Origin of the sequence: Veillonella parvula (assembly GCF_036456085.1) — a bacterium.
GTDB classification, from domain to species: domain Bacteria; phylum Bacillota; class Negativicutes; order Veillonellales; family Veillonellaceae; genus Veillonella; species Veillonella parvula_E.
In genome coordinates, this window is the sequence record NZ_CP138632.1 from 522,725 (window position 1) to 545,163 (window position 22,439).

Annotated in this window: 24 protein-coding genes and 1 riboswitch; of the genes, 7 read left to right on the top strand and 17 right to left on the bottom strand. The window is 34.4% G+C overall.

Annotated features, from left to right (window positions below):
• The first annotated feature begins 55 nt into the window (after nt 1-55).
• Nucleotides 56-1,345: an amidohydrolase gene (locus PK1910_RS02500; protein ID WP_287511196.1), complete on the top strand. Its 1,290-nt coding sequence runs from the start codon at nt 56-58 to the stop codon at nt 1,343-1,345.
• Between the two features lie 70 nt (nt 1,346-1,415).
• Here the strand turns inward: PK1910_RS02500 and PK1910_RS02505 are convergent, their stop codons facing one another.
• Nucleotides 1,416-2,165: a class I SAM-dependent methyltransferase gene (locus PK1910_RS02505; RefSeq protein WP_004697068.1), complete on the bottom strand. Its 750-nt coding sequence runs from the start codon at nt 2,163-2,165 to the stop codon at nt 1,416-1,418.
• A gap of 149 nt (nt 2,166-2,314) precedes the next feature.
• Between PK1910_RS02505 and PK1910_RS02510 the strand changes: the two genes are divergently transcribed.
• The 3 genes from PK1910_RS02510 (at nt 2,315) to PK1910_RS02520 (ending at nt 5,047) form a co-directional block, all read left to right on the top strand.
• Nucleotides 2,315-3,253, top strand: coding sequence for a DUF1848 domain-containing protein (locus tag PK1910_RS02510; RefSeq protein ID WP_004697023.1), 939 nt, complete (start codon nt 2,315-2,317; stop codon nt 3,251-3,253).
• 140 nt (nt 3,254-3,393) lie between these two features.
• Entirely contained in the window at nt 3,394-4,302 is a 909-nt protein-coding gene (locus PK1910_RS02515; protein ID WP_004697132.1) for an HAD family hydrolase, read from the top strand.
• A 1-nt stretch (nt 4,303) separates the two neighbouring features.
• A complete protein-coding gene (locus PK1910_RS02520) occupies nt 4,304-5,047 on the top strand; it encodes a DUF4241 domain-containing protein (protein ID WP_004697361.1) in 744 nt (247 codons plus the stop codon).
• 107 nt (nt 5,048-5,154) lie between these two features.
• Here the strand turns inward: PK1910_RS02520 and PK1910_RS02525 are convergent, their stop codons facing one another.
• Nucleotides 5,155-5,304 (bottom strand): hypothetical protein, encoded by a 150-nt coding sequence (locus PK1910_RS02525; protein WP_004695850.1) that lies wholly within the window; start codon nt 5,302-5,304, stop codon nt 5,155-5,157.
• A gap of 210 nt (nt 5,305-5,514) precedes the next feature.
• Here PK1910_RS02525 and PK1910_RS02530 point away from each other — a divergent pair, with 210 nt between their 5' ends.
• The gene (locus PK1910_RS02530) at nt 5,515-6,816 is read left to right on the top strand and encodes a hypothetical protein (RefSeq protein WP_004697133.1); all 1,302 of its coding nucleotides are present in this window, start codon (nt 5,515-5,517) and stop codon (nt 6,814-6,816) included.
• A gap of 172 nt (nt 6,817-6,988) precedes the next feature.
• Here PK1910_RS02530 and PK1910_RS02535 read toward each other — a convergent pair whose 3' ends face one another.
• Complete coding sequence (locus tag PK1910_RS02535; protein ID WP_004695848.1) at nt 6,989-7,606, bottom strand: phosphatase PAP2 family protein; 618 nt, start codon at nt 7,604-7,606, stop codon at nt 6,989-6,991.
• Nucleotides 7,607-7,796: 190 nt separating this feature from the next.
• Entirely contained in the window at nt 7,797-9,143 is a 1,347-nt protein-coding gene (locus PK1910_RS02540) for a VanW family protein (RefSeq protein ID WP_004695846.1), read from the bottom strand.
• A gap of 106 nt (nt 9,144-9,249) precedes the next feature.
• On the opposite strand from PK1910_RS02540, the gene PK1910_RS02545 reads away from it, so the two are divergent.
• A complete protein-coding gene (locus tag PK1910_RS02545; protein ID WP_119562962.1) occupies nt 9,250-10,260 on the top strand; it encodes a site-specific integrase in 1,011 nt (336 codons plus the stop codon).
• A gap of 61 nt (nt 10,261-10,321) precedes the next feature.
• Here the strand turns inward: PK1910_RS02545 and PK1910_RS02550 are convergent, their stop codons facing one another.
• Nucleotides 10,322-10,630 (bottom strand): LysM peptidoglycan-binding domain-containing protein, encoded by a 309-nt coding sequence (locus PK1910_RS02550; RefSeq protein ID WP_004695842.1) that lies wholly within the window; start codon nt 10,628-10,630, stop codon nt 10,322-10,324.
• 253 nt (nt 10,631-10,883) lie between these two features.
• On the opposite strand from PK1910_RS02550, the gene lexA reads away from it, so the two are divergent.
• Entirely contained in the window at nt 10,884-11,555 is a 672-nt protein-coding gene (gene lexA / locus PK1910_RS02555; RefSeq protein ID WP_287511199.1) for a transcriptional repressor LexA, read from the top strand.
• A 64-nt stretch (nt 11,556-11,619) separates the two neighbouring features.
• Here lexA and PK1910_RS02560 read toward each other — a convergent pair whose 3' ends face one another.
• From PK1910_RS02560 to PK1910_RS02615, 12 genes are all read right to left on the bottom strand, one after another.
• Entirely contained in the window at nt 11,620-12,555 is a 936-nt protein-coding gene (locus tag PK1910_RS02560; protein ID WP_008600949.1) for a bile acid:sodium symporter family protein, read from the bottom strand.
• Nucleotides 12,556-12,566: 11 nt separating this feature from the next.
• Entirely contained in the window at nt 12,567-13,409 is an 843-nt protein-coding gene (gene panC / locus PK1910_RS02565; RefSeq protein ID WP_008600948.1) for a pantoate--beta-alanine ligase, read from the bottom strand.
• A gap of 70 nt (nt 13,410-13,479) precedes the next feature.
• Entirely contained in the window at nt 13,480-13,872 is a 393-nt protein-coding gene (gene panD, locus PK1910_RS02570; protein WP_004695834.1) for an aspartate 1-decarboxylase, read from the bottom strand.
• 273 nt (nt 13,873-14,145) lie between these two features.
• A complete protein-coding gene (dapA, locus tag PK1910_RS02575; RefSeq protein WP_287511200.1) occupies nt 14,146-15,033 on the bottom strand; it encodes a 4-hydroxy-tetrahydrodipicolinate synthase in 888 nt (295 codons plus the stop codon).
• 21 nt (nt 15,034-15,054) lie between these two features.
• Nucleotides 15,055-16,086, bottom strand: coding sequence for an aspartate-semialdehyde dehydrogenase (locus PK1910_RS02580; protein ID WP_287511201.1), 1,032 nt, complete (start codon nt 16,084-16,086; stop codon nt 15,055-15,057).
• Between the two features lie 23 nt (nt 16,087-16,109).
• Nucleotides 16,110-16,907 carry a 4-hydroxy-tetrahydrodipicolinate reductase gene (gene dapB, locus PK1910_RS02585; RefSeq protein WP_287511202.1) on the bottom strand — a complete coding sequence of 266 codons (798 nt, stop codon included), beginning with the start codon at nt 16,905-16,907 and terminating at the stop codon, nt 16,110-16,112.
• A 76-nt stretch (nt 16,908-16,983) separates the two neighbouring features.
• A riboswitch (Lysine riboswitch) is annotated at nt 16,984-17,156 on the bottom strand.
• 41 nt (nt 17,157-17,197) lie between these two features.
• A complete protein-coding gene (recN, locus tag PK1910_RS02590; protein WP_004697380.1) occupies nt 17,198-18,862 on the bottom strand; it encodes a DNA repair protein RecN in 1,665 nt (554 codons plus the stop codon).
• Between the two features lie 4 nt (nt 18,863-18,866).
• Nucleotides 18,867-19,322, bottom strand: a complete 456-nt coding sequence (gene argR / locus PK1910_RS02595; protein WP_105086507.1) for an arginine repressor — start codon at nt 19,320-19,322, stop codon at nt 18,867-18,869.
• A 320-nt stretch (nt 19,323-19,642) separates the two neighbouring features.
• Nucleotides 19,643-20,218, bottom strand: coding sequence for a tRNA 5-(aminomethyl)-2-thiouridylate-methyltransferase MnmM (mnmM, locus tag PK1910_RS02600; protein WP_331299360.1), 576 nt, complete (start codon nt 20,216-20,218; stop codon nt 19,643-19,645).
• Nucleotides 20,219-20,242: 24 nt separating this feature from the next.
• Nucleotides 20,243-21,127 (bottom strand): NAD(+)/NADH kinase, encoded by an 885-nt coding sequence (locus tag PK1910_RS02605; RefSeq protein WP_024061669.1) that lies wholly within the window; start codon nt 21,125-21,127, stop codon nt 20,243-20,245.
• Between the two features lie 9 nt (nt 21,128-21,136).
• Complete coding sequence (locus PK1910_RS02610) at nt 21,137-21,940, bottom strand: TlyA family RNA methyltransferase (RefSeq protein ID WP_008713910.1); 804 nt, start codon at nt 21,938-21,940, stop codon at nt 21,137-21,139.
• On the bottom strand, nt 21,937-22,416 hold the full coding sequence (locus PK1910_RS02615; protein WP_004695814.1) for a divergent PAP2 family protein: 480 nt from the start codon (nt 22,414-22,416) through the stop codon (nt 21,937-21,939). Before PK1910_RS02615 ends, PK1910_RS02610 begins: the two co-directional genes overlap by 4 nt.
• Nucleotides 22,417-22,439: the final 23 nt, after the last annotated feature.

Sequence of the window (22,439 nt, forward strand, 5' to 3'; positions counted from 1 at the left end):
ATTAAACAAATATAACCGAGTTATCATGGCTCGGTTATACCTATGAGGGAAGACTATGTCTGATTTATTGATTACTCATGTAGACGTCCTCACCGATGAGGGGGTTCTAAAAAATCATGCCATTGAAATTAAAAATGGTTATGTTACAGCTATTTTAAACGATAGTGAAGCTGAAAAGGTAAAAGACTCTGCTAAGGAAGTACTAGACGGTAAAGGTCAATTGGCTACGCCAGGTCTTGTAAATACACATACTCATATTGCGATGGGTCTATTTAGAAACTATGCAGATGATCTTGAGCTTATGGAATGGCTTGAAACGGCTATTTGGCCAACAGAAGCAAAATTAAATGACGATTATGTACGGTACGGCACACAACTTGGTATTGCTGAAATGTTGCGCACTGGTACCACTACATTTAGCGACATGTATTTCTTTATGAATACTACTGCTGAGGTGGTAAAAGAAACAGGTATTCGCTCTGTATTGTCACGTGGCTTAGCCGGTGTATCCCCAACAGCAGATCAAGCATTAGTTGAAAATGCTGACTTATTCCGCACTTGGAACGGCTTTGATAATGACCGCATCAAAGTATTGCTTGGACCACATGCACCATATACTTGCCCTGATGATTATATGGAAAAGGTGATTGCCTTATCTCATGAATTAAATTGTGGTATTCATATGCACTTGTCCGAAACAAAAGGAGAAGTGGAGACTGTTATGAAAGCTACTGGTAAGACACCAATTGCGCATATGCATGATTTAGGTTTATTCTGGAATACTACCTTAGCCGCACACTGCGTTCATGTGACAGACGAAGATATGGCTATTATGTCTGAAAATAATGTAGCCGTAGCTCATAACCCACAATCTAATTTAAAATTAGCTAGCGGTATTGCACCAGTACCTGAAATGATTGCCAAAGGTATTACGGTTGGTCTTGGTACAGATGGCTCCGCTTCTAATAATAATGCTGATATGCTTGAAGAAGTACGTCTTGCAGCAACATTACATAAAGCACGTCTTTATGATCCAAAGGCTATTCCTGCTCAAGCCGCATGGAACATGGGCACTGTAGAAGGTGCAAAAGCATTGGGATATACAGATCTTGGTGTATTAGATAAAGGCTATCGTGCAGATATCGTGCTATATGATGTATCTGGTATGCACTGGATGCCTCGTTACAATGATTTAGCAGCTCTTGTATACTCTGCTAATAGCTCCGATGTAAATACTACAATTGTGGGTGGTAAAGTTCTTATGAAAGACAAAGAACTGCTTACAATTGATGAAGAAAAACTACGGGCAGAGATTGATAAAGCTCAAGTATATTTTAGTAATTAGCAGTTAATCTAAACACAAAACCCACTCATGATAATCATAGAGTGGGTTTTGTGTTATATACTATATAGATTTATTTAATTGCTTTCACCAAAAACATGGGTACAGGAATATAAAACTCGTCTTCCTCATTGTAAATGCGCGGACCTACAGTAAGATCAATGGTAACAGAACTAGCACCTAATTTAGTAAGTAGTTCTTTATCCCATTGAGGTCGTGTATAAGACGAAATGTCGAGCATATGATAAATGGTATGACACCGTTCTTTTAATTCGTTGCTTACATGTTCATGGGCATGATGAACAGATTGTGGTACATTATGATGATTACGAGCATGTTCCGCATCATAGTTTAAAATCAAACCGCCTGGGCGAATGACGCGAAACCATTCGGCATAGGCTTTGTCAGGATGGGGTAAATTCCACGTTACATTTCTGGCCACAACGATATCAAAGGTATTAGTATCAAATCCTAGATTCTCTGCATCCATCACAGAAAAGGTTGCATCACAATCGAGGGACTCTGCTAGTTGATTTGCCTCATCTATCATATTAGGTGTAATATCAATGCCATGCACTGTATGACCAAGCTGAGATAGTATAATACTAAAAAAGCCGGCTCCACATCCAATATCCAATATTCGTAAAGATCTATCAGAATCAAATATATGACAAGTTAATTCTTCTCTCCATAATTTTAGTTTGGGACTTTCTAATTCTTTTGCACGTAAAGCGCCAAAATCGTGAGATCGATCTGCCCAATAGGCTGTAATAAATTCTTTATCATCCTTCATAGGATGGTTGCGTTCAAAAGTATCATTCATAATTTAGTTCTCCTCATATTCTATAGTATGTATAGTACCATAAAATAATAATGAACTATACAGCAAAAATCACATTAACTCCATAAATACTTACTATTAGATATGATATAATACTCCTATGTTTTTATTTTACTGAAAGGGCAGGGGCTATGATATTACAGACTGGACAACGTACAGATATTCCTGCTTTTTATGGGCAATGGCTAATCAATCGTATACGTGAAGGATTTGTAGATGTTCGTAACCCTTATAATCCCCTACAGGTGACACGGTATCCAATTAATCAAGAGGTGGTAGATGGTATTGCATTCTGTACAAAGAATCCTTTACCGTTTATTCCACTACTAAATGAAATTGTTGATTACAGACAATACTGGCATATGACTATAACGCCTTATGGAACCGATATTGAACCCTACGTGCCAACTTATGCGTCTGTTATAGAAGGATTTAAACATATTTCTAAACAGCTTAATTCTCAATCTATGGTGTGGCGCTATGATCCTATCATTTTAACTAATGAATATACCGTTGATTTTCATTGTGAAAGCTTTTACAAAATGGCTCAAGCCCTTAAAGGTTATACAGATACAGTTGTTGTTAGCTTTTTAGATATATTTGATAAGGTGGTTCAGAATTTTCCAGAAGGATATAGACCAAGTTTAGATATTCAAACTAAGATCATTAAAGAATTTGTTTCCATAGCTCATTCCAATCATATGAATCTTAAAACCTGTGGAGAAGGAGTTATCTTTAAAGAGCTTGGTGCTGATACAGAGGGGTGTTTAACCTTAGATTGTTATGAAAGTGCCTGGAATATAAAATTAAAAGCACCTAAACGCGCGCCAGCACGACCAGAATGTAATTGTTATTTACATGGTGATATTGGTGCCTACGATAGCTGTAGCCACTTTTGTCGTTATTGTTATGCTAATACTAATCGAGCGGTGGTTCGATATAATCGTTTACATCATGATCCAAATTCTAGTTTACTTATTGGAAGACTTTCAAAAAGAGAAATTATTAAAGAAAGTACGGAAAAGAGCTGGATTATAAACGAAACTGTAACACAGGATAGCTTATTTTAGAGAGAATTACGAGGAATTACTAAATTAAATGAATTGACTTATCGTGTAAAATAGATACCAAAGGGGTTGTCAAGCAGGTATCTCAGGAATATAAGAGAGTGTAAATGTATTTTTTGTTTAGTTTAAAAGGAGGTGCATTTATGATAACGTATAAGAAAGATAGTAAAGATAATTTACTATCACCTGACTCGTCTATGCCCGTGTTAGCAATGTGTTATGACTTTGATAAGACATTAACCCCTGACGATATGCAGGCACAAGGTTTTATTCAATCGGTAGGCTATAACGAAGAGCAAATCAAACAATTTTGGCATGAATCAAATCAATTGGCTAAAAAACATGATATGGATAATAACTTAGCCTATATGTACAAAATGATTCAAGAAGCAGTAGGCCATTTCTATGTAACAAAAGATAAGCTCATGGAATACGGCAATCAAGTAGAATTATACGAAGGGGTACGGACTTGGTTTGAACGCATTTGTCAATATGGCTTAGAACAAGGCGTTAAGATTGAACATTATATTATTTCGTCTGGCTTAAAAGAAATGATCGAAGGCACTGAAATGGCAAAAGAGGGGGCTTTCACCAAAATCTATGCCAGTGCATTTATGTTCGATGATAAAGGTGTAGCTGTTTGGCCCGCACAAGCCATTAACTATACGAATAAGACACAATTTTTGTTCCGCATTCAAAAAGGAATTCTCGATATTAATGATACTGGTGTTAATGATTACATTAAGCCTGAAAATCAACGTGTGCCGTTCCGTAACATGATTTATATTGGGGATAGCGATACAGATATTCCTTGTATGAGTCTTGTGAACGCTAATGGAGGTCATTCTATAGGTGTTTATGATCCATTTAAGAAGGATAAAGAAAAGGTATATAAGATGATGCGTCATCATCGTATCCGTTATTATGCACCTGCAGACTATTCTAATGGTTCAAAACTAGATACCTTAGTGAAGCAAATTATTCGTAAAACCGCAGCCTATGAAGTATTAGAAGGCGAATATATTCATTGTAAATACGAAGCCGAGGAGTAATATGGAACAATCTAAATTAACTAGCGAATGGATTCAAACCTTTAACAGATTAGGTTCTGAAGGTAAATTAAAACCTACCGTACCATATCACGATTTATTTAACCGAAAGGAGTTAAAAGGATTTCCGTTACACACATTACCTATGTGGACGGTAAATTTTCCAACAGGTTATATTACGTGTTGTGATCCTCTAGTAACATTGCCAAGCAAACCAGATACATATCTTAGACAGGTAACACCAGGTACGTATTTGTTAGAGACTAAGATAATTGAAATGGAACCAAATGAGTATCGTTATGTAGCTAGTCGAGTTGTTTTTAGTGGCAATGAGCCTGTATACTATGAATTAGCATTAAAAGGGACAGAGGACTTAACCGATTTAGATGATGGAGATACCTATATTGGATTTCCTGTAGATTCGGGTTTAGCTACAATTGTAGATGCACAAACAATTGAAACATATAATAAGTTTTATGAACAATGGCATATAAACTATCCTGAAAAAAATATATACGATGACTATTATAGTGATTTATTCCAATTAAATGCTATGGCCTATCCACAATACCAACGTTCTAAAGGTGATTGGATTAACTTTACAATTCCTGATACAGAATTGACAGTACCGATGATTCAATCTGGATTTGGTGATGGTTTATATCCAGTATACTGGGCATTTGATAAAGATGGTCAAATCTGTCAAATTATTATGGAATACATTGATTGTAGCGAAGCATATGAATAATACACTGGGTGTATAGTTAAGGAACTAATTTTATAAATCAAAATATATAAAAATAAGGCGCTTAGATAACTAAGCGCCTATTAATATGTTTATATTCATCTGAGAAATTAGATACCAAAAACCCAGTTAACTAACACGCGAATAATACTTAAACCAACAACCATTTCAGCAAGAAATCTTAAAGAACTCTCCATGCCATTTCCTAAATGTTTTAAACCGCCAATTTTGGCTTTACTTACAATATCACACCAGCACATAAAATTCCTCCATAAGAGTATGAGTAAATCAGATAATTTATATTACTATTTTACAATCTGATTCTAAAAAATTCAATATAAATTTTATGTAATAATAATACTTTATTGGCATATAGAATAATTAAGAATATGAAAAGTATAGTTTATTTAAAGAATATAAATATGTTAATATGAAATCAACTATTGATGTGTTGTGTAATGGAGTGCTTTATGAGAAAGTTTATATTAAGCTTTGCAATAGCATTGGTTGCATGTAATATAATAGCTGCAAAAGAATATATTACATTAGAATCCCAAACTGGCAATACCATTGTTGATGAAAAAGGACAATGGATATTGGGCCCATATGATAACTTACATGTGGAGTATATAAAAGGATATAATAATAACTATGTATATGGATCATTTTATGAAAATGGTCAAAAACGATATGTAAATTTAGTTGAACTAGCCTATTTACCAGTAGGGTATGAATATGAGTTCTATTATAAATTTGCTAAAGCTTTCACTAATGGGGGCTTTAAATTATTAAACTTAGATGGTACATATGCTATTAATGATGTTATTACTGATTATGATGATTTAAGTGATACTATAATATTAGGTAAAAAAGGAGAATATTGGTATGTATATAATAGAGTAAGCGGCAATCCAATTATTGATAGTCCTATTAGAAGTATCAAAGAGAGTATTACCAAATATTGGTCTAGAAAAGATAAAAAATATCTTTATAAATTATATACTATAGATGATTATACAAAATATCTTACAGAAAATGGTGTTTTACTTAGTGTTGATGAAGCTATAGACCTTATTAACAGTAATGATTATATAGAAATACGTAATAATGATGGTGCGGGAGGTGATTCATATTCTGATGAGAATTTTTATAGTAGAGCTCCATCAGATGTTTATGATTTATTTTCAGAAGTAGATGATAAAGGTAATACTTTATATGGTATGAAGACAAAGGATAATATAATCGTTATTCCTCCTAAATATAAATCTATAAAACATTTAGGTAAAGAGTTTAAGTACTTTGTTGTGACTGATGAAAATAATAGGTATGGTATTGTAGACTCATTAGATCAAACTATAGTTGCTACGAATAACTATTCTTATGAAAGATTAAGTGATCGTAGCTTTATTTTGAAAGATTCATATGGTAATAGTATTTTTAATGCTAGTTCAGGTGTATTTTATGCTGATGTTTTTGATAGTATAGATACATCAAAGCCTAATTATGTATTAAATAAAGTTACTACAGCAACTTATGATAAAATAAAATATGTAATTGATACAAACTCAGGTTATAAATTATTTAAATTACCACATTATGATGACGATATAACATCATTTTATAAAGCTTTATTTGTTTATAAATCTAAAGGGAAATATGGCCTAATGGATTATAACGGTAATATAATTATTGAACCTAAGTTTGATAAAGTTACTATTGATGAACCTGAGTTAGCGGAATATATAAAAGAAATAGATTCATATGATAAATAATTAATTTTTTACTGATTATTTTGATTAACTAAAATAAACTAGCTTATAGACTTATAGGCTAGTTTTTATTTTTAATATGAATTACTTCCGATAACGATATATTATCGGAAGTTATTCATATAAGAAAATTGGGCCTAAATGGCCCAATCCTTTATTTCATCAAGTTTTTTGCTTATTTACGTTTAAATGTGTATGGTTCGTATTCTACATCATTATGACGGTTAGTCCACCAGTTCCAACCAATTCTTGCTAACTTCCAGGCAATAAATCCTACGATGATCCCTAATACTAAACCTGTTAATACATCTGTTGGATAATGCGCAAATAAGTAAACTCTAGAGAACGCTACTACTATTGAACCTAACAATGCTAAAATCCCTAAATATCGCTTCTGAGGCGCTATTTGAGTTAAGCCTAGGTAAATGGTCATAGATGATGCAAATGAACCAAAACTATGACCTGATGGGAATGAATAGCTTGTAGCTTTTGGTAGTGCAGATTCTAACGGCACCGTTACATTTGGAAAATCAACAAATGGTCTTAATCTCGCTACATTTGGTTTTAAACCTTGGTCGCCAATTATAAATACAAATCCTAAAGCAATAATAATTGCCACGCCTAAAACGCGATATTTTTTTTGTAGCATTAATAATAAGGCTATTATAATCCATAATGCGCCATTACTTGTGATTTTTGAAATAAATGCCATAATTGGTGTTAAAAAACTATATACAAAATGTTCATGTACATAGAAGATTAAAGAGTGATCAAATTGTAAAATTGTGTCCATAAATTCCTCTTCTATTCTACTCTCATCTAAATGATAATTATTGAGAATATCTTATGCTTTTTATTTTAATAATTAATCTATACTAATTTATTTACGTCTATAATGATTTCTCATTTACAGCCCAAATTATAGCCTAAACTATTTATATCTAATGGTCAATAGTTTAGGCTATATTTCATAAAAACTATAATTATGTTTTCTTTTTGTCACCTTTTTTTACTGCTGCTTCAGATGTAGTAGGCATTGTAATAATTGTATCTACTGGGTCATATACAGACTCAAAGGAATCGGTTTGAGTAACCCAGTTGCCATATGTAATGGTTCTATATGTATTCATTTTCAAGCCTACATGTCCTTCTTGTACCTCTTTTTCTTTTAAAGATGGATCTACCTTAGTTATTGTTTTATTAGGAATCTCACTGTAATCGCCTACAGAGATAGATACATTTTTTGGTTTATCTTGAGCTGTACCAATAATATAAATAGTTAAGGTTCCATTATTCATAACGCTTAAGATATAAATAGAATGCTGATATGGATTTCTAAACTTAAAATCTAAATAGCCCCAAGCTACAGTAGCATCTCTGCCAGCTTGAATATATCCAACTGGTTCAAAGTGAGGAGTTCGTTCAACAATATTCATTCCGGATAATAAAGCTGTATTAAAAATAGTAGAACTTACTTGGCAAATACCGCCACCAATGCCAGGAACTAATTTGCCATCAATCATAACAGGTGCATCATCATAGCCAGCTTCTGCAGTACGTTCGCCTACAACATCGTTAAAGGAGAATTGTGCGCCTGGCTTAATGAGTGTACCATTTATCTTATCAGAAGCTAATTGGATATTATGTGTTCTGCTTTCATTACCTGGATTATACTCCGTTGTGAAAGATGCTAATACAGTATTTAAAGGTTTTAGATCAGTATCGGTAACTTTTACTGTATTCTGCGTAGTAAATACCATAGAAAGTGAATTTATACTATCGCCAGATTGTAAATCATCTTTCAGCTTTTTGAGGGTGGCATCGATATCAATACGTTTACCTTCTTTGGCGGGATGTATTACTACTTGTCCATTTTCAACAGTAAGATATGCATCATGACCAGGTGTATCTATTGTTTTTGCTAACTCAGTGAGATATGTTTTCCCCTTTACTTCGTCTAACTTATATTGTGGTTTAAAATGATGACCATAAAATAATCCATTAAATCTATGTGACAGTACTGTCCACATATCATCCTCATAGCCGTATGTGGAAATAGCTTTTACCAAACCCTCTGTATCGAATTGAATGCCTAAATCATGATATGTAGCTTGTTGTTTTTTATTATTTCCCATATCGATAGATATAGTCTGAGGTATCTTATCGTTCAACTCTTGCAAACGCGCTTGTAATTTGTTCTTTGGTGTATTTGATAGATCTGTATCATTATAATATACACCATAAGAAATGTTTTCTGTTGGAATGTATGAGCAGCCAGTTGTACCTAAAAGAACAAGGACTGTTCCTACTAATATATATTTCTTCGTCATGTATTGGTAAATTCTCCCGAATAAGTTATTATATTCTCTAATTATAGCATATATAGATCTAATCTATGGTACAATTATATTGATATTTTAGGGGTAAGGGTGAATTATGTCAAAGTCTAAGAAACAACAAAAACATTTCTATTTGCGCAATAACGATGCGCTTATGAATAGTACAAAGTTGTCTATGAAAGCAAAACAAAGCATATTGTTATCTAAGGCCGAGAATACTGTTGATGCTTACGAATCGGATTGGGACGATTTTGTAGATTGGTGTACCTATCAAAAGGTATCTTATTTTCCAGCTACACCAGAAACCATAGTAAATTATATTAACGATCTAGCAGATTATGCAAAGGCAAATACAATTTCACGTCGTATAAGTGCTATATCTGAAAATTTTAATGCTTCTGGTCAAAGAAATAATCCATGTATGGCACCTATTGTAAAACAGGCCTTACGTGGCATTAGACGGTTAAAAGGAACGTTTCAACAAGGGAAAACACCAGTTTTATTAGAAGATATTGAAGATATTATAGACTGTATGGCTAAGCTAGATGTTCCGGAACTTCAATTATTGCGTGATAAAGCTATTCTTTTGATTGGCTTTATGGGTGCCTTCCGTCGCAGTGAGATTGCGGCTATTACAGTAGAAAATCTTCAATTTTCACCACAAGGTGTTGAAATCTTTGTAGCATCCTCTAAGGCCGACCAAGAGGGTCAAGGTGCAGTAGTAGCAATTCCTCATTTATCTGGTTCTCCGTTAGATGCAGTACGAGCCTTACAACAATGGTTACGTGCTTCTGGTATTACTGAGGGACCTGTATTTAGAGGGTTTACAAAAAATATGTCTTTACGTAAAACAGCTATATCCGATAAGATGATTTCAGAAATCGTAAAAAAATATATTTCTCTTATTGGTCTAGATCCGACCATGTATGGCGCCCATAGTTTACGTCATGGCTTTGCAACGACTGCAGCAGCTTATGGCGTTGAAGAACGTAATATTATGAGGCAAACACGTCATCATAGTGTAAATATGGTTCGTCGTTACATTAATGAGGCAAACAAATTTGTAGATAATCCTATTTCAACGATCTTTGAAAAACGATTTAGATAACAAAAGGCAGCTATCTCTATTAGAGTAGCTGCCTTTTTGTGTGGGAATAACCCATATATATTTAGTTTTGAGCCACATAGTCCAAAGCTCTAACTGGACTATCAGATTTCTTTGTTGGTACTTTTAAAACCGTACCAGGTACAAGAGCACCAGAATCACTAATATTGTTAAGTTCCTTCATGGTATATACCATTTCACGAACATCCATATCTTTATGAGCTGTACGTGCTGCAATATCCCACATCGTATCGCCTACTTGAACCTTTACTTCACGTACATTATGTGTATTTACCTCTGTTGTAGGATTTGACATATTATAACCAAATAATACTGTTAAGCACATTCCTACCATCATCAATATATTTTTCATCTCATACCTCACATTTATATCGAACATAATATCTGAGAACATTTGTTTGTTTACATGCTTATAATAGCACACGAACGAATGTTCGGTCAAGCATTTAAGAACAAATGTTTGCAAAAACTTTCAAAATTTCCTATAATAGGGATATAAGTTAAATAAATACCTTATGTTTTTATTATATAGTATGATATGAGTTATTTTTTACGCATAGAAATGTTAACATTATTTTTACATTAGATTGCTTTGGAGGTTTATCGTGAGACGCCCTGCTACAGATATCAATACAAAACAGCGCCGTATATTAGAATTTATAAAAGATTCATTACATAATGAATATCGTTGTCCTACAGTTCGTGAAATCTGTACACATGTAGGGCTAAGTTCTACTTCCACCGTTCAATCTCACTTAAATACTTTAGAAAAATTTGGTTATATTAAACGTGATCCAAATAAAAATCGTGCTATTACTGTGTTAGAAGATACTAAACCGTCTATTTCAGTAGCCGGTAATGAAACGTCTAGCTCTGATAACTTTGAATTTTTAGGTGCTGGACTTAAACAAGTACCTCTTATCGGCACTGTACAAGCAGGTATGCCTATTACTGCAGTAGAAAACCTAGAGTCCACGCTTACATTGCCAGTTCAATTGACTGGTGATTCTGACTGTTTCTTATTACGTGTTCAAGGCGAATCTATGATGAATATCGGTATGTATGAAGGTGATATGCTTATCGTGCGGCATCAAAATACTGCTAATAACGGCGATGTTGTTGTTGCTCGCATTGATGATGAAGCTACAGTAAAACGTTTTTATAAAGAAAATGGTCATATTCGTTTACAACCTGAAAATGATGATTTTGATCCAATCATTGTAGATAATTGTCATATTGAGGGCCTTGTAATCGGTCTTGTACGAGATAGAATATAAGCAACAAAAAAAAAACGGCAACATATTGTTGCCGTTTTTTTTGTTGCATGTATAAAGTTTATTTTTAATGTAAACTATTTTCTCTCCGTAGAGTAGCAAAAATAGCACCTGATATATTATGCCATACACTAAAAATAGCCCCTACTAGCGTTGCTAATGGATTTAATGCAAAATTTGTTGCTGCTAATGTTACGGCTAAACCACTATTTTGCATTCCTACCTCTATTGCTAGCGCTGTAGTTTTATCATATCTTAATTTAAGCAGTGCTCCTACACCTAATCCTAGTAGTAGACCTAGTATATTATGTATACCAACAACAATAAGTGTTTCAAGCCCAGAAATCAATAGTTTATCTTTGTTGATAGCAATAATGGCTGCTATTAACAGTATAATAGCAATCATAGAGAAGATCGGACTAATGCTGGTTAAAGTATTGATATGTGATTTACATACATATTGGATTACTGCGCCCAATAAGATTGGCACAATAATAACTTTTACCATAGTAATCATCATAGGTAGTACTTGAACATCTACCCATGCGCCACCGATATATAAGATTAATAATGGTGTAACTATGGGAGCTATTAATGTTGAAGTAATTGTCATTCCTACAGATAAAGGGACATCACCATTGGCAATATAGGTTATAACATTACTGGCTGTCCCGCCAGGACAACAACCTACTAATATTACACCAATAACAATATCTGGTGATAATGTGAATATATGGCAAATTCCCCAGGCTAATAGAGGCATTATCGTATATTGTGCAAGTACACCAATACAAATATCTTTTGGATGCCTAAGGATACTACATAAGCTTTCAAACTTAATAGTAAGCCCCATTCCAAACATGGCTATACCAAGTAAAAAAGGTGTATAAGCGATTGCCCAAGTAAAGTATTCTGGTACTATATAAGCAATACATGAAAAGCCTAGGATTGTAAAAATTAAGTATTTGGAAAGAACGTTGTTGAGTGTAAGTAAATGATTCATAACTTCTCTCCTTAATTTGGATCGTATGAGAAGTTATCAATAAGTCGTGTAGGACCAATATATATAGCCATAGCCACTAATACTGGGGCAGTAACCTCTTGTACAGGTTGCATAGTCTTAGCATCAACAACTGAAATATAATCTATTTTAGCAAGCGGTTCGGTTTGTATAGTGTCTGTCATAGTATCAATGATACATTTAGTAGAGCAACCATATTGTGTAGTTTGTTTTCCCAATTGAATAGCTTTATACAATATGGTAGCGGCTTTCCGTTCTTCACTAGACAAATATGTATTACGAGAAGATTTTGCTAAACCATCTTCTTCACGAACAATGGGAACACCAATAATATTGACAGGAAAATTTAAATCAAAGACCATTTTACGTATAATGGCTAATTGCTGTGCATCTTTTTCACCAAAATACGCATTTGTTGGTTGAATAATATTAAAGAATTTTGCCACCACAGTGCAAACGCCTTTAAAGTGAATTGGTCTGCGAATACCACACAATGTATCAGATAAATCCGCAATGTTTACAAATGCCTTTTTATCTTGGTACATTTCCTCCGGATTTGGAGCAAAAATAAGATCGACACCATGTGATTCACATAACTTTTTATCGCTATTAATATCACGAGGGTAAGTACTCAAGTCTTCATTTTCTCCAAATTGAATAGGATTTACAAATATAGAGACAATGACCTTATCGTTATTTTTTCTAGCTTGATCTATTAATGCAGCATGTCCTTCATGTAAGAATCCCATGGTTGGTACAAAACCAATTGTGTAACCTTCTTTTCTCCAGCTATTTACTGTATTCCGTACATTTTCGATAGTTGTTATAAATTCCATTATATTCCTCCGTTATATTGTAAATACGAAGATAGTCCTATACAGTCTACTGTAATTCGATCAATGACAATTATTTTTGATCAACTAATAAACCATGTTTCTCATAGTTTTTTATATGACTTATCTTGTTATTATTATCTACAAATACAACGAGAGGATTATGGCTCTCAACTTCGCTTTCATCAAGCTGTGCATAACACATGATAATTATCTTATCATGTACTTGCACATGTCGTGCAGCAGCACCATTTAAACATATAACACCACTACCTGCTTCTCCGGCAATAGTATATGTACTAAAACGTGCTCCATTATTAATATTTACAATTTGAACTTGTTCATATTCTCGTATTCCGGATGCATTCAATAAATCTGTATCAATTGTAATGCTCCCTACATAATCAAGCTCTGCTTGTGTCACAGTAGCTCTGTGAATTTTACCTTTTAACATTGTTAGTATCATGCTAAACTCCTTGTGTTTTAAATGTACCCGCCATATTGGTCGGTTCGAACTTTCACAATTTGTCTGTTTATCATGAATTAACAGTAGACTAGAGTATAGTTAAAAATACTATCTCCAGAGAAATTATACCATAATTATAAATTTTTACATTAAAATACAATTAATATAATACAAATAATGTCACTCTAATCAAAAATAACAGTAAGATTGTAGTATAAAATAAAAACCAGTAGCTACAATGTAGTTACTGGTTTTTTATTTTATACTGATATTTTATTTTAGATATTCTGCTAATGCTTTATCAATATATGCTGCTTCATCAGCCGTTGGTTCACACATTGGTAAATTAAATTTTCCCACAGGTAAGCCAATTTTACGGGCTGCATATTTAACAGGAATCGGATTTGTGGTGATGAACATCGCTTTTATAATTTCTGATAAAGCTTGATAAATACGAATCGCTTCGTAGTTATGGCCAGATTCATAAGCTTGAATCATAGCATTCATATCTTTGCCTGCTACATGAGATACTACAGATACGACTCCACATCCTCCAATAGATAACATCGGTAATGTAAGACCATCGTCCCCACTATATACCATGAAATCATCTCCAGGCATTAAACGCTTAATTTCAGAAGCAATCATTAAATTACCACTTGCCTCTTTGATAGCACAAATATGTGGATATTCGTTATGTAGTTGAACTAAGGTAGTTGGGAAAATACCTGTCCCCACACGACTTGGTACATTATACACCATGATTGGTAATGTAGTAGCTTCTGCAATAGTTTTAAAATGCAAATATTGACCTTGTTGGTTCGGTTTATTGTAATAAGGTACTACAACTAGCAAACCATCGATACCATCGATGTTAGAAACTTCCTTTACAAATTCTGCAGAAGCCATTGTATCGTTACTACCTACATTGGCAATAATCGAACCTTTATGTCCACATTCTTTTGCAATCGCATTAAATAGAGCTAATTTTTCGTCTCTAGACATAGTTGGGTTTTCACCCGTTGTACCACAAACCACAAGACCATCAGAGCCATTATCTAACAGATGATTGGCGATAGCAACACAATTTTCAATATTTACGGCTCCATCATTATTAAAGGATGTCACCATAGCTGTTAACACTCGACCAAAGGTTTTCATATATGTCCTCCCCTTGATAGATTAAAATGCTTGTTTTTCCACCAAGTACTCAGCAATTTGCAACGCGTTAAGAGCTGCACCTTTACGAATTTGATCCCCTACAATCCAGAAGTTCATACCTTTGTCATTATATAAGTCTTTACGAATACGACCAATTTCACAGTCGTTTTGATTAGATGTATACAATGGCATAGGGTAAATTTGTTCAGCAGGATTATCTTTAACTTGTAAACCAGAGAATTTTTCACATGCTGCCTTGAAAGCTTCTACAGATACAGGCTCCGCTGTTTCTACCAAGACAGACTCAGAGTGGGAACGATATACAGGAACACGCACTGTAGTAGGAACTACTTGAATAGTTTCGTCATGAAGGATTTTTTGTGTTTCGTGAACCATCTTCATTTCTTCTTTAGTGTAATCGTTCTCTAAGAATACATCGATTTGTGGCAATAAGTTGAATGCTACAGGATAGTGTTTAGGAGCAGATCCTGTTGGTAACAGATTTGCTGTCATTTCTTCGCCTGCAGTATATTGTTTTACTTGATTTTCAAGTTCTTCAATACCTTCTTTACCTGCCCCAGATACAGCTTGATATGTACTTACAACTACACGTTTAATTGGAGAGATATCATGAAGAGGTTTTAATCCTAAACTCATGATAATTGTAGAGCAGTTAGGATTTGCAATGATACCTTTATGTTTCAAGATATCTTCTGGGTTAACTTCTGGTACTACGAGTGGAACTTCAGGATCCATACGGAATGCACTAGAGTTATCGATTACAATAGCACCGCGTTTAGCGGCTTCTGGCGCTAATGTTTTAGATATAGAGCCACCTGCGAATAGCGCAATATCAATATTATCAAAAGATTCAGGTTTTGCTTCTTCTACAATATATGTTTTACCATTCACAGTAAGTTCTGTACCTGCAGAACGAGCGGAAGCTAATAGTTTTAAGTTCTCATAAGGAAAGTTACGTTCTTCAATAAGTGTAATAAATTCAGCACCTACTGCACCAGTAGCACCTAGAATTGCAATATTAGGTTTTTTCATTGATACATCTCCTTGCACAAATATTATAAATAATGTTCTAAACCGTATGTTAAGCCAGTTTTAGAACTAATTTTTTTACATGCTAGTACTACGCCTGGCATAAAAGATAAACGGCTTAAGCTATCATGACGTATGGTTAATGTTTCATCATAACCACCAAATAATACTTCTTGATGAGCCACATAACCTGGAAGGCGTACACTATGAATTGTTACATTGTCAACCTTAGCACCACGAGCACCTGGTAAGCTTTCACGAGTCAAATCCTCATCAGCAGTTACCTTAGCAGCTTGTTTAGCATCGTTAATCAATTTAGCTGTTAAAATAGCTGTACCAGAAGGCGCATCGTATTTGTGATTATGATGTAATTCTATAATTTCTACATTAGGGAAATATGGAGCGAGCTCTGCAGACACTTTCATCATCATTACCGCCCCAAGAGAAAAGTTTGGCGCCACTAAGCAATTCGCTTGATTGGAACGACCTATTGTATCAAGTTCATCACGTTGTTCTGCGGTCAATCCTGTAGTACCGATGACTACATGAATACCAGCGGATAACATTTTCTTCGCGTTTTCATAAATAACTGCAGGATTAGTGAAATCTACAATCACATCAGGTTTATTTGTATCTAATACCTCATCGATGGAGGCACTCATTTTGATACCTAATTGTTCGATTCCTGCTACAGAGCCTACATCTTCCCCTGCCTTAGTCGGATCAATACCACCAACTAATGTTAAATCAGGATCGTTATGTACTGCTTTGACCACTTCACGACCCATTTTGCCGCCAGCGCCATTTACCATTACTCGAATCATATATACCTCCAAAAAAGCCAGTGGATGCATCCACTGGCCTTATAGATTATATAGCTATATATACTCTCACGAAAAGCTCAATGATAGCACTCCACCAATACAAGATTGATGACAGTTGTCTATCTATTAAATAGACAACCAGAACGATGAGTCGCAATCATCGAACTTCGGCAAGCATCCCTTTTATCATGGATCAATGCATGCCTACTCCTCATGATTACTCTTAATACTCGCACCTCTATCAACATATTCATTTAATACTATTAGTATAAGTAATTATGCGATTTTAGTCAATTAAAATGGTCAATAAGTTCTTTCGCCGCCGCAAGTGCTGTAGCAGACATTTCCTTACCAGACATCATAGACGCGATTTGTGTTACTCGTTCTTCCTCATTTAAGACTACTAATGTAGAGATTGTACGATCATCTTGCTCGATTTTAGATAGATGATAGTGTTGTTTCGCAATACTTGCAGTTTGTGGCAAATGGGTAATACAAAATACTTGATTTGTTCTAGATAAATTAAGTATTTTTTCTGCCACCTTAAGTGCTATATCACCGCTGATACCAACGTCAATTTCGTCAAATACCATCGTTTTAAAAGCGTCACTGCGGAATACTGATTTAAAGGCTAATGCAATGCGAGCTAACTCACCGCCAGATGCTACTTTATGTAGAGGTAATAACTGTTCCCCTTTATTCGCAGAGAATAACATTTCAATAGACTTTGCACCTAATGAGGATAACTCAGTCCCCTCTTCAATATGAAATTGAATATCCCCTTTGGGCATCCCTAGATCCACTAATTCTTGATGTAAGGCCGTAGCAATATCTTTTGCATTTTTTTGACGTACCTCGTGTAAAACTGTTAACGCTTCTTCTGCTACCTTTTTTGCTTCTTCAAGACGAGTTTCTAATTCATCTTGAGCAAATACAAGGCCTTCTAGTTCTTCTAAACGAGATTGCGCCTTTTCTTCGTATGCTAGAATATCTTCTACGGTTTCACCATATTTTTTCTTTAAGCTATAAATTGTGGTATCTCTGTCTTGGCAATACTTATAACGCTCTTCATCGTAGCTGATAGTATCCCTGTAACGATCTAAAGATTGTGCAGCTTCTTCTAATTGGAAATAAGCAGAGTCCACCATTTCTGAGACATCTTTTAACTCGCTGTCATATTTTACTAGATCATTAACCTCTACCTTAATCGAGTTAATCGTATCAAGTAATGGTTGACGTCCATTATAAAAGGCATCATAACAAGAACCTAAAACCTTATCGATATGTTCAAAACTGTCAAGACGCTTAAGTTCTTCTGCAATAGTTACATCTTCACCAACACTCAGACCAGCATCTTCAATTTCGTCGATTTGGTATCTAAGCATATCAAGCTCCCGGGCTCGCTCAGACATATTTTCTTGTAAATGATCTACATCTTGTTTTGCTTGCTTATACATTTTATACGCATCAGTATAAGCTTTATAGGCTTCTTTTCCTTCTTTATTAAAAGTATCTAAATATTCATGATGTGTATCAGCGTCTAGTAAACGTTGGTTGCTATATTGTCCGTGAATATCTGCTAAGTATTGACCAATCTCCTTTAAAGCTTTTAAAGGTATTGGTTGATCATTAGCCAATATACTAGATTTGCCATTACGGTTAAAGGATCTAGATAGAATTAACTGGCCTTCTTCTATCATGATATTTTTAGACTCTAATAGGTCTTGAATACTTTGGTGATTAGCAATATCAAATATTCCATCAATAACAAAACTATCTTTACCGTGACGAATAAACTCGCTACTTGCGCGTTCTCCTAATAGGATACTAAAGGCATCCATAAGAATGGATTTCCCTGCCCCAGTTTCGCCGGTAAAGATAGTAATGCCATCATTAAATGAAATATTCATTTGCTCAATCAACGCAAAGTTGCGAATGCTCATTTGCGTTAACATATTATTAGTCCTTCATTAAATCTTGAATTTTCGCTAAAATTGCTGGAACTTCAGCGTCGGATTTTGCAATTAACAAAATAGTATCGTCCCCTGCTAATGTACCAATAATTTCAGTCCATTTTGCATGGTCGATAGAAAATGCTACAGATTGAGCAGAACCAGGGATTGTATGTAATACAACTTGGTTTAAACTGTGATCAACCTTAATCAAAGAATCTTGGAATAGTCGGTTAATACGACTACGAGATAAAACTACATTTTCCTCTGGAGATAATGCATAACGATAATGTCCATCGCCTGTAGGAATTTTGATTAACATTAATTCCTTAATATCACGAGAAACTGTAGCTTGTGTAACTTCAATACCTTCTTCTAGTAAAGCCGCAGCTAATTCCTCTTGTGTTTCAATCGCCTTGGACTGCACGATCTCTTTAATTTTGTTATAGCGATAGCGTTTCATTTTGAACTCCCTTTTTTAAACCTTGCACATAAAAGAGAATAGTATCTTTCTGATAATATTATACCATATATTCATAATTAATATATGGTATAAATCGCATATATTATACGTCTTATGCATATTATATTAATATTTAAAATATTGTTAATATTCTATATATTGATAACGTGCAAATTCATAGCTCATAAGGTTCATCTATTTATAGGGAATTAATAATTTAAAAATAAAAAAATATACATGTATAATTAAAATCCCCTATAAAGGGGGTTTTACTAACTGAGTATGAGTTTTATTCATAATGAATAAAGATATATTTCGTTTTATCGTTTTTGCAATATAAATAACTCAGGTGGATTATGTATTTGGTTCATCGGATGCCAATGACATATATTATATATTTTCTGATCTAAATCTGATAAATACGATTTAAGAGACTGCATTTCTTCAAATCCCTCTGTTGTTCCAGGGTAAGCAACTATTGTAATAACTCCAGACTTGGAAAGTTTGTGTAAACCTTCATTTATGGCATCAATGGTTTGATGCGGTTTTGTTACAACTTGGTGATCTCCTCCAGGTAAATATCCTAGGTTAAAAATCATTAAATCAATAACTTCATCCTTTAATTGATGAGCTACCGCTAAATCATGAGAGTCATGAATAAACGTTAAACTCACTTCTGGCGCAATATCATTTGATTGTAAAAGCTCCTTGCTAGTTTTAATAGCTTTCATTTGAATATCAATTCCATATAGATGGCATGCTTTTTGTGCCCGTTTAGAAAGGTATAAAAGATCATGGCCATTACCACATGTAGCATCTACTACCACTTTGGCATTTTCCATACATCTATCCCAGATTAAATGTTGGAATTGAACAGCATTGTTAATGTTAATCAAAAAACCACCCCACTTGAGATTTGGTTATAACAATTCATCTCGACGAGATGCTAACTTTTTAAATAGTGTACCAAAGAAACATTGATCCTTGAATCGTACAAATAAACAATATACAGGGTTAGAGCTTATATGTAAGGTTTCTTTATTTGTAAAAGTATAGTCAAATGTACCATCAATACAAATATGTAATTGTGGTTCTCTTTCCGGCATTGTAATTTGAATCGTATCATGTTCCTCTAAAACAAGGCTTACACCTTGAATTAAATGTGGTGCTACTGGGGTGACAATGATAGATCGATTATCTGGTTTCATGATTGGACCACCAGCCGATAGATTATAGCCGGTAGAACCTGTAGCAGAGGAAATAATTAAACCATCCGATGGATACATTTGCGTATGTTGATTATTTATGGACATATTAATTCGAGCCATTTTAGCCGGTTCAGCACGAGTGATAACAATTTCGTTAATGATAGGAACTAGTTCTTCCTCTTTACCCTCATGACGTTCGATATAAGCATATAAATGTCCGCGCTTTTCAATATTATAATCACCATTAGCAATACGTTTAATATGACTTTGCATTTGATGAATTTCAATTTGATTTAAAAAACCTAGTTCGCCAAGATTAATACCACAAACAGGTACATTATATGGATAAATTTGTCTTGCAAGATGGATGATGGTACCATCACCACCAAAACTAAAGGCAATATCTATTTGTTTGAAGATTTCTGGGCGACTTAAAATATGAGTTTCAGGAATCTTAAGTACTCGTGCAGGTGCATCTGATTCGAGATCATCTGGCAAAAATACTTCGATACCTTCATCTTTACAAATATGTGCAGCCATTTTTAAAACTGCCATAATATTGCTTTTCCCCATATTGGGGAAGAATCCGATACGCATAGTAATCTCCTATAATGAATGGGCTTCTGCAACCACTGTATCAATCAAAGTATCATCAATGGTTAAGGCCCCTTCTTCGTACTTTTTAAAATAACCTAAAAACTCTATATTACCTTCCATACCTTTAATTGGTGAGAAAGTTAAGCCATGTGTATACAATCCACAATCATACGCAACATGTAGAATACGATGTAATACTTCTTTATGGATTTCACTATCTCGCACTATACCGCCCTTACCAACATTTTCTTTACCAGCCTCAAATTGTGGTTTTATTAAGGCCACAAGTGAGCCCGTATCTTTTAATAAATTAGTAGCTACTGGTAAAACTTTGTCTAAAGAAATAAATGCTACATCAATAGAAATAAAATCAACAAGTTCACCTATTTGTTCAGCAGTAACAGTACGGATATTTTGCTTCTCCATATTAATTACACGTGAATCTTGGCGTAATTTCCAAGCTAATTGATTATATCCTACATCGATGGCAAAGACCTTAGACGCACCGTTTTGTAATGCGCAATCTGTAAAACCACCTGTACTAGCTCCTATATCAATCATCACAGCCCCATGTAAATCGATAGGGTAAGTTTGAATAGCCTTTTCTAATTTAAGTCCTCCACGGCTTACATAAGGTAGGGTATTGCCTTTTACAATAATATTAGCATCCGCAGGAATCTTGGTGCCTGCTTTATCTATGCGCGTAGTATCCATAAATATAAGGCCCGCCATAATAGCTGCTTTTGCTTTTTCTCTACTTTCAAAAAGGCCTCGATTAACGAGGAGTATATCTAATCGTTCTTTATTGTTCATATTACACCATGATAAATACAATAAAACTGAATAAAGGCCACAAGAATACCGAGAATTAAACCACCAAATACTTCGATAGGTGTATGTCCCAACAACTCTTTTAATGCTTCTTTACGTGTAATGACAACAGGTATATTCTTTTTGGTAAAATAATCTACAATTTGATTAAGTATTTGAGCTTGTCGTCCTGCCTCTAATCGTACACCAGACGCATCATACATAACAACAATTGAAAATACTAAGGATAATATAAATAGATCCGTTACACCATTTTTAAGGTAAATCGCTGTTGTTGTAGCAATTACAAATGATGTATGTGAACTTGGAAAACCACCAGATCCAACAAGGCGCTCTGGTCGGAATTTACCATGTCTTAAGAGTTGCCATACAAATTTGATAGCTTGAGCCGTAAACCAGCCCCAAAATGCAGCTTGTGCGATATAATTATGTGCTATTTGTGGTAATATATCAATCATTGTTTATACCTTCTACAGGTAAT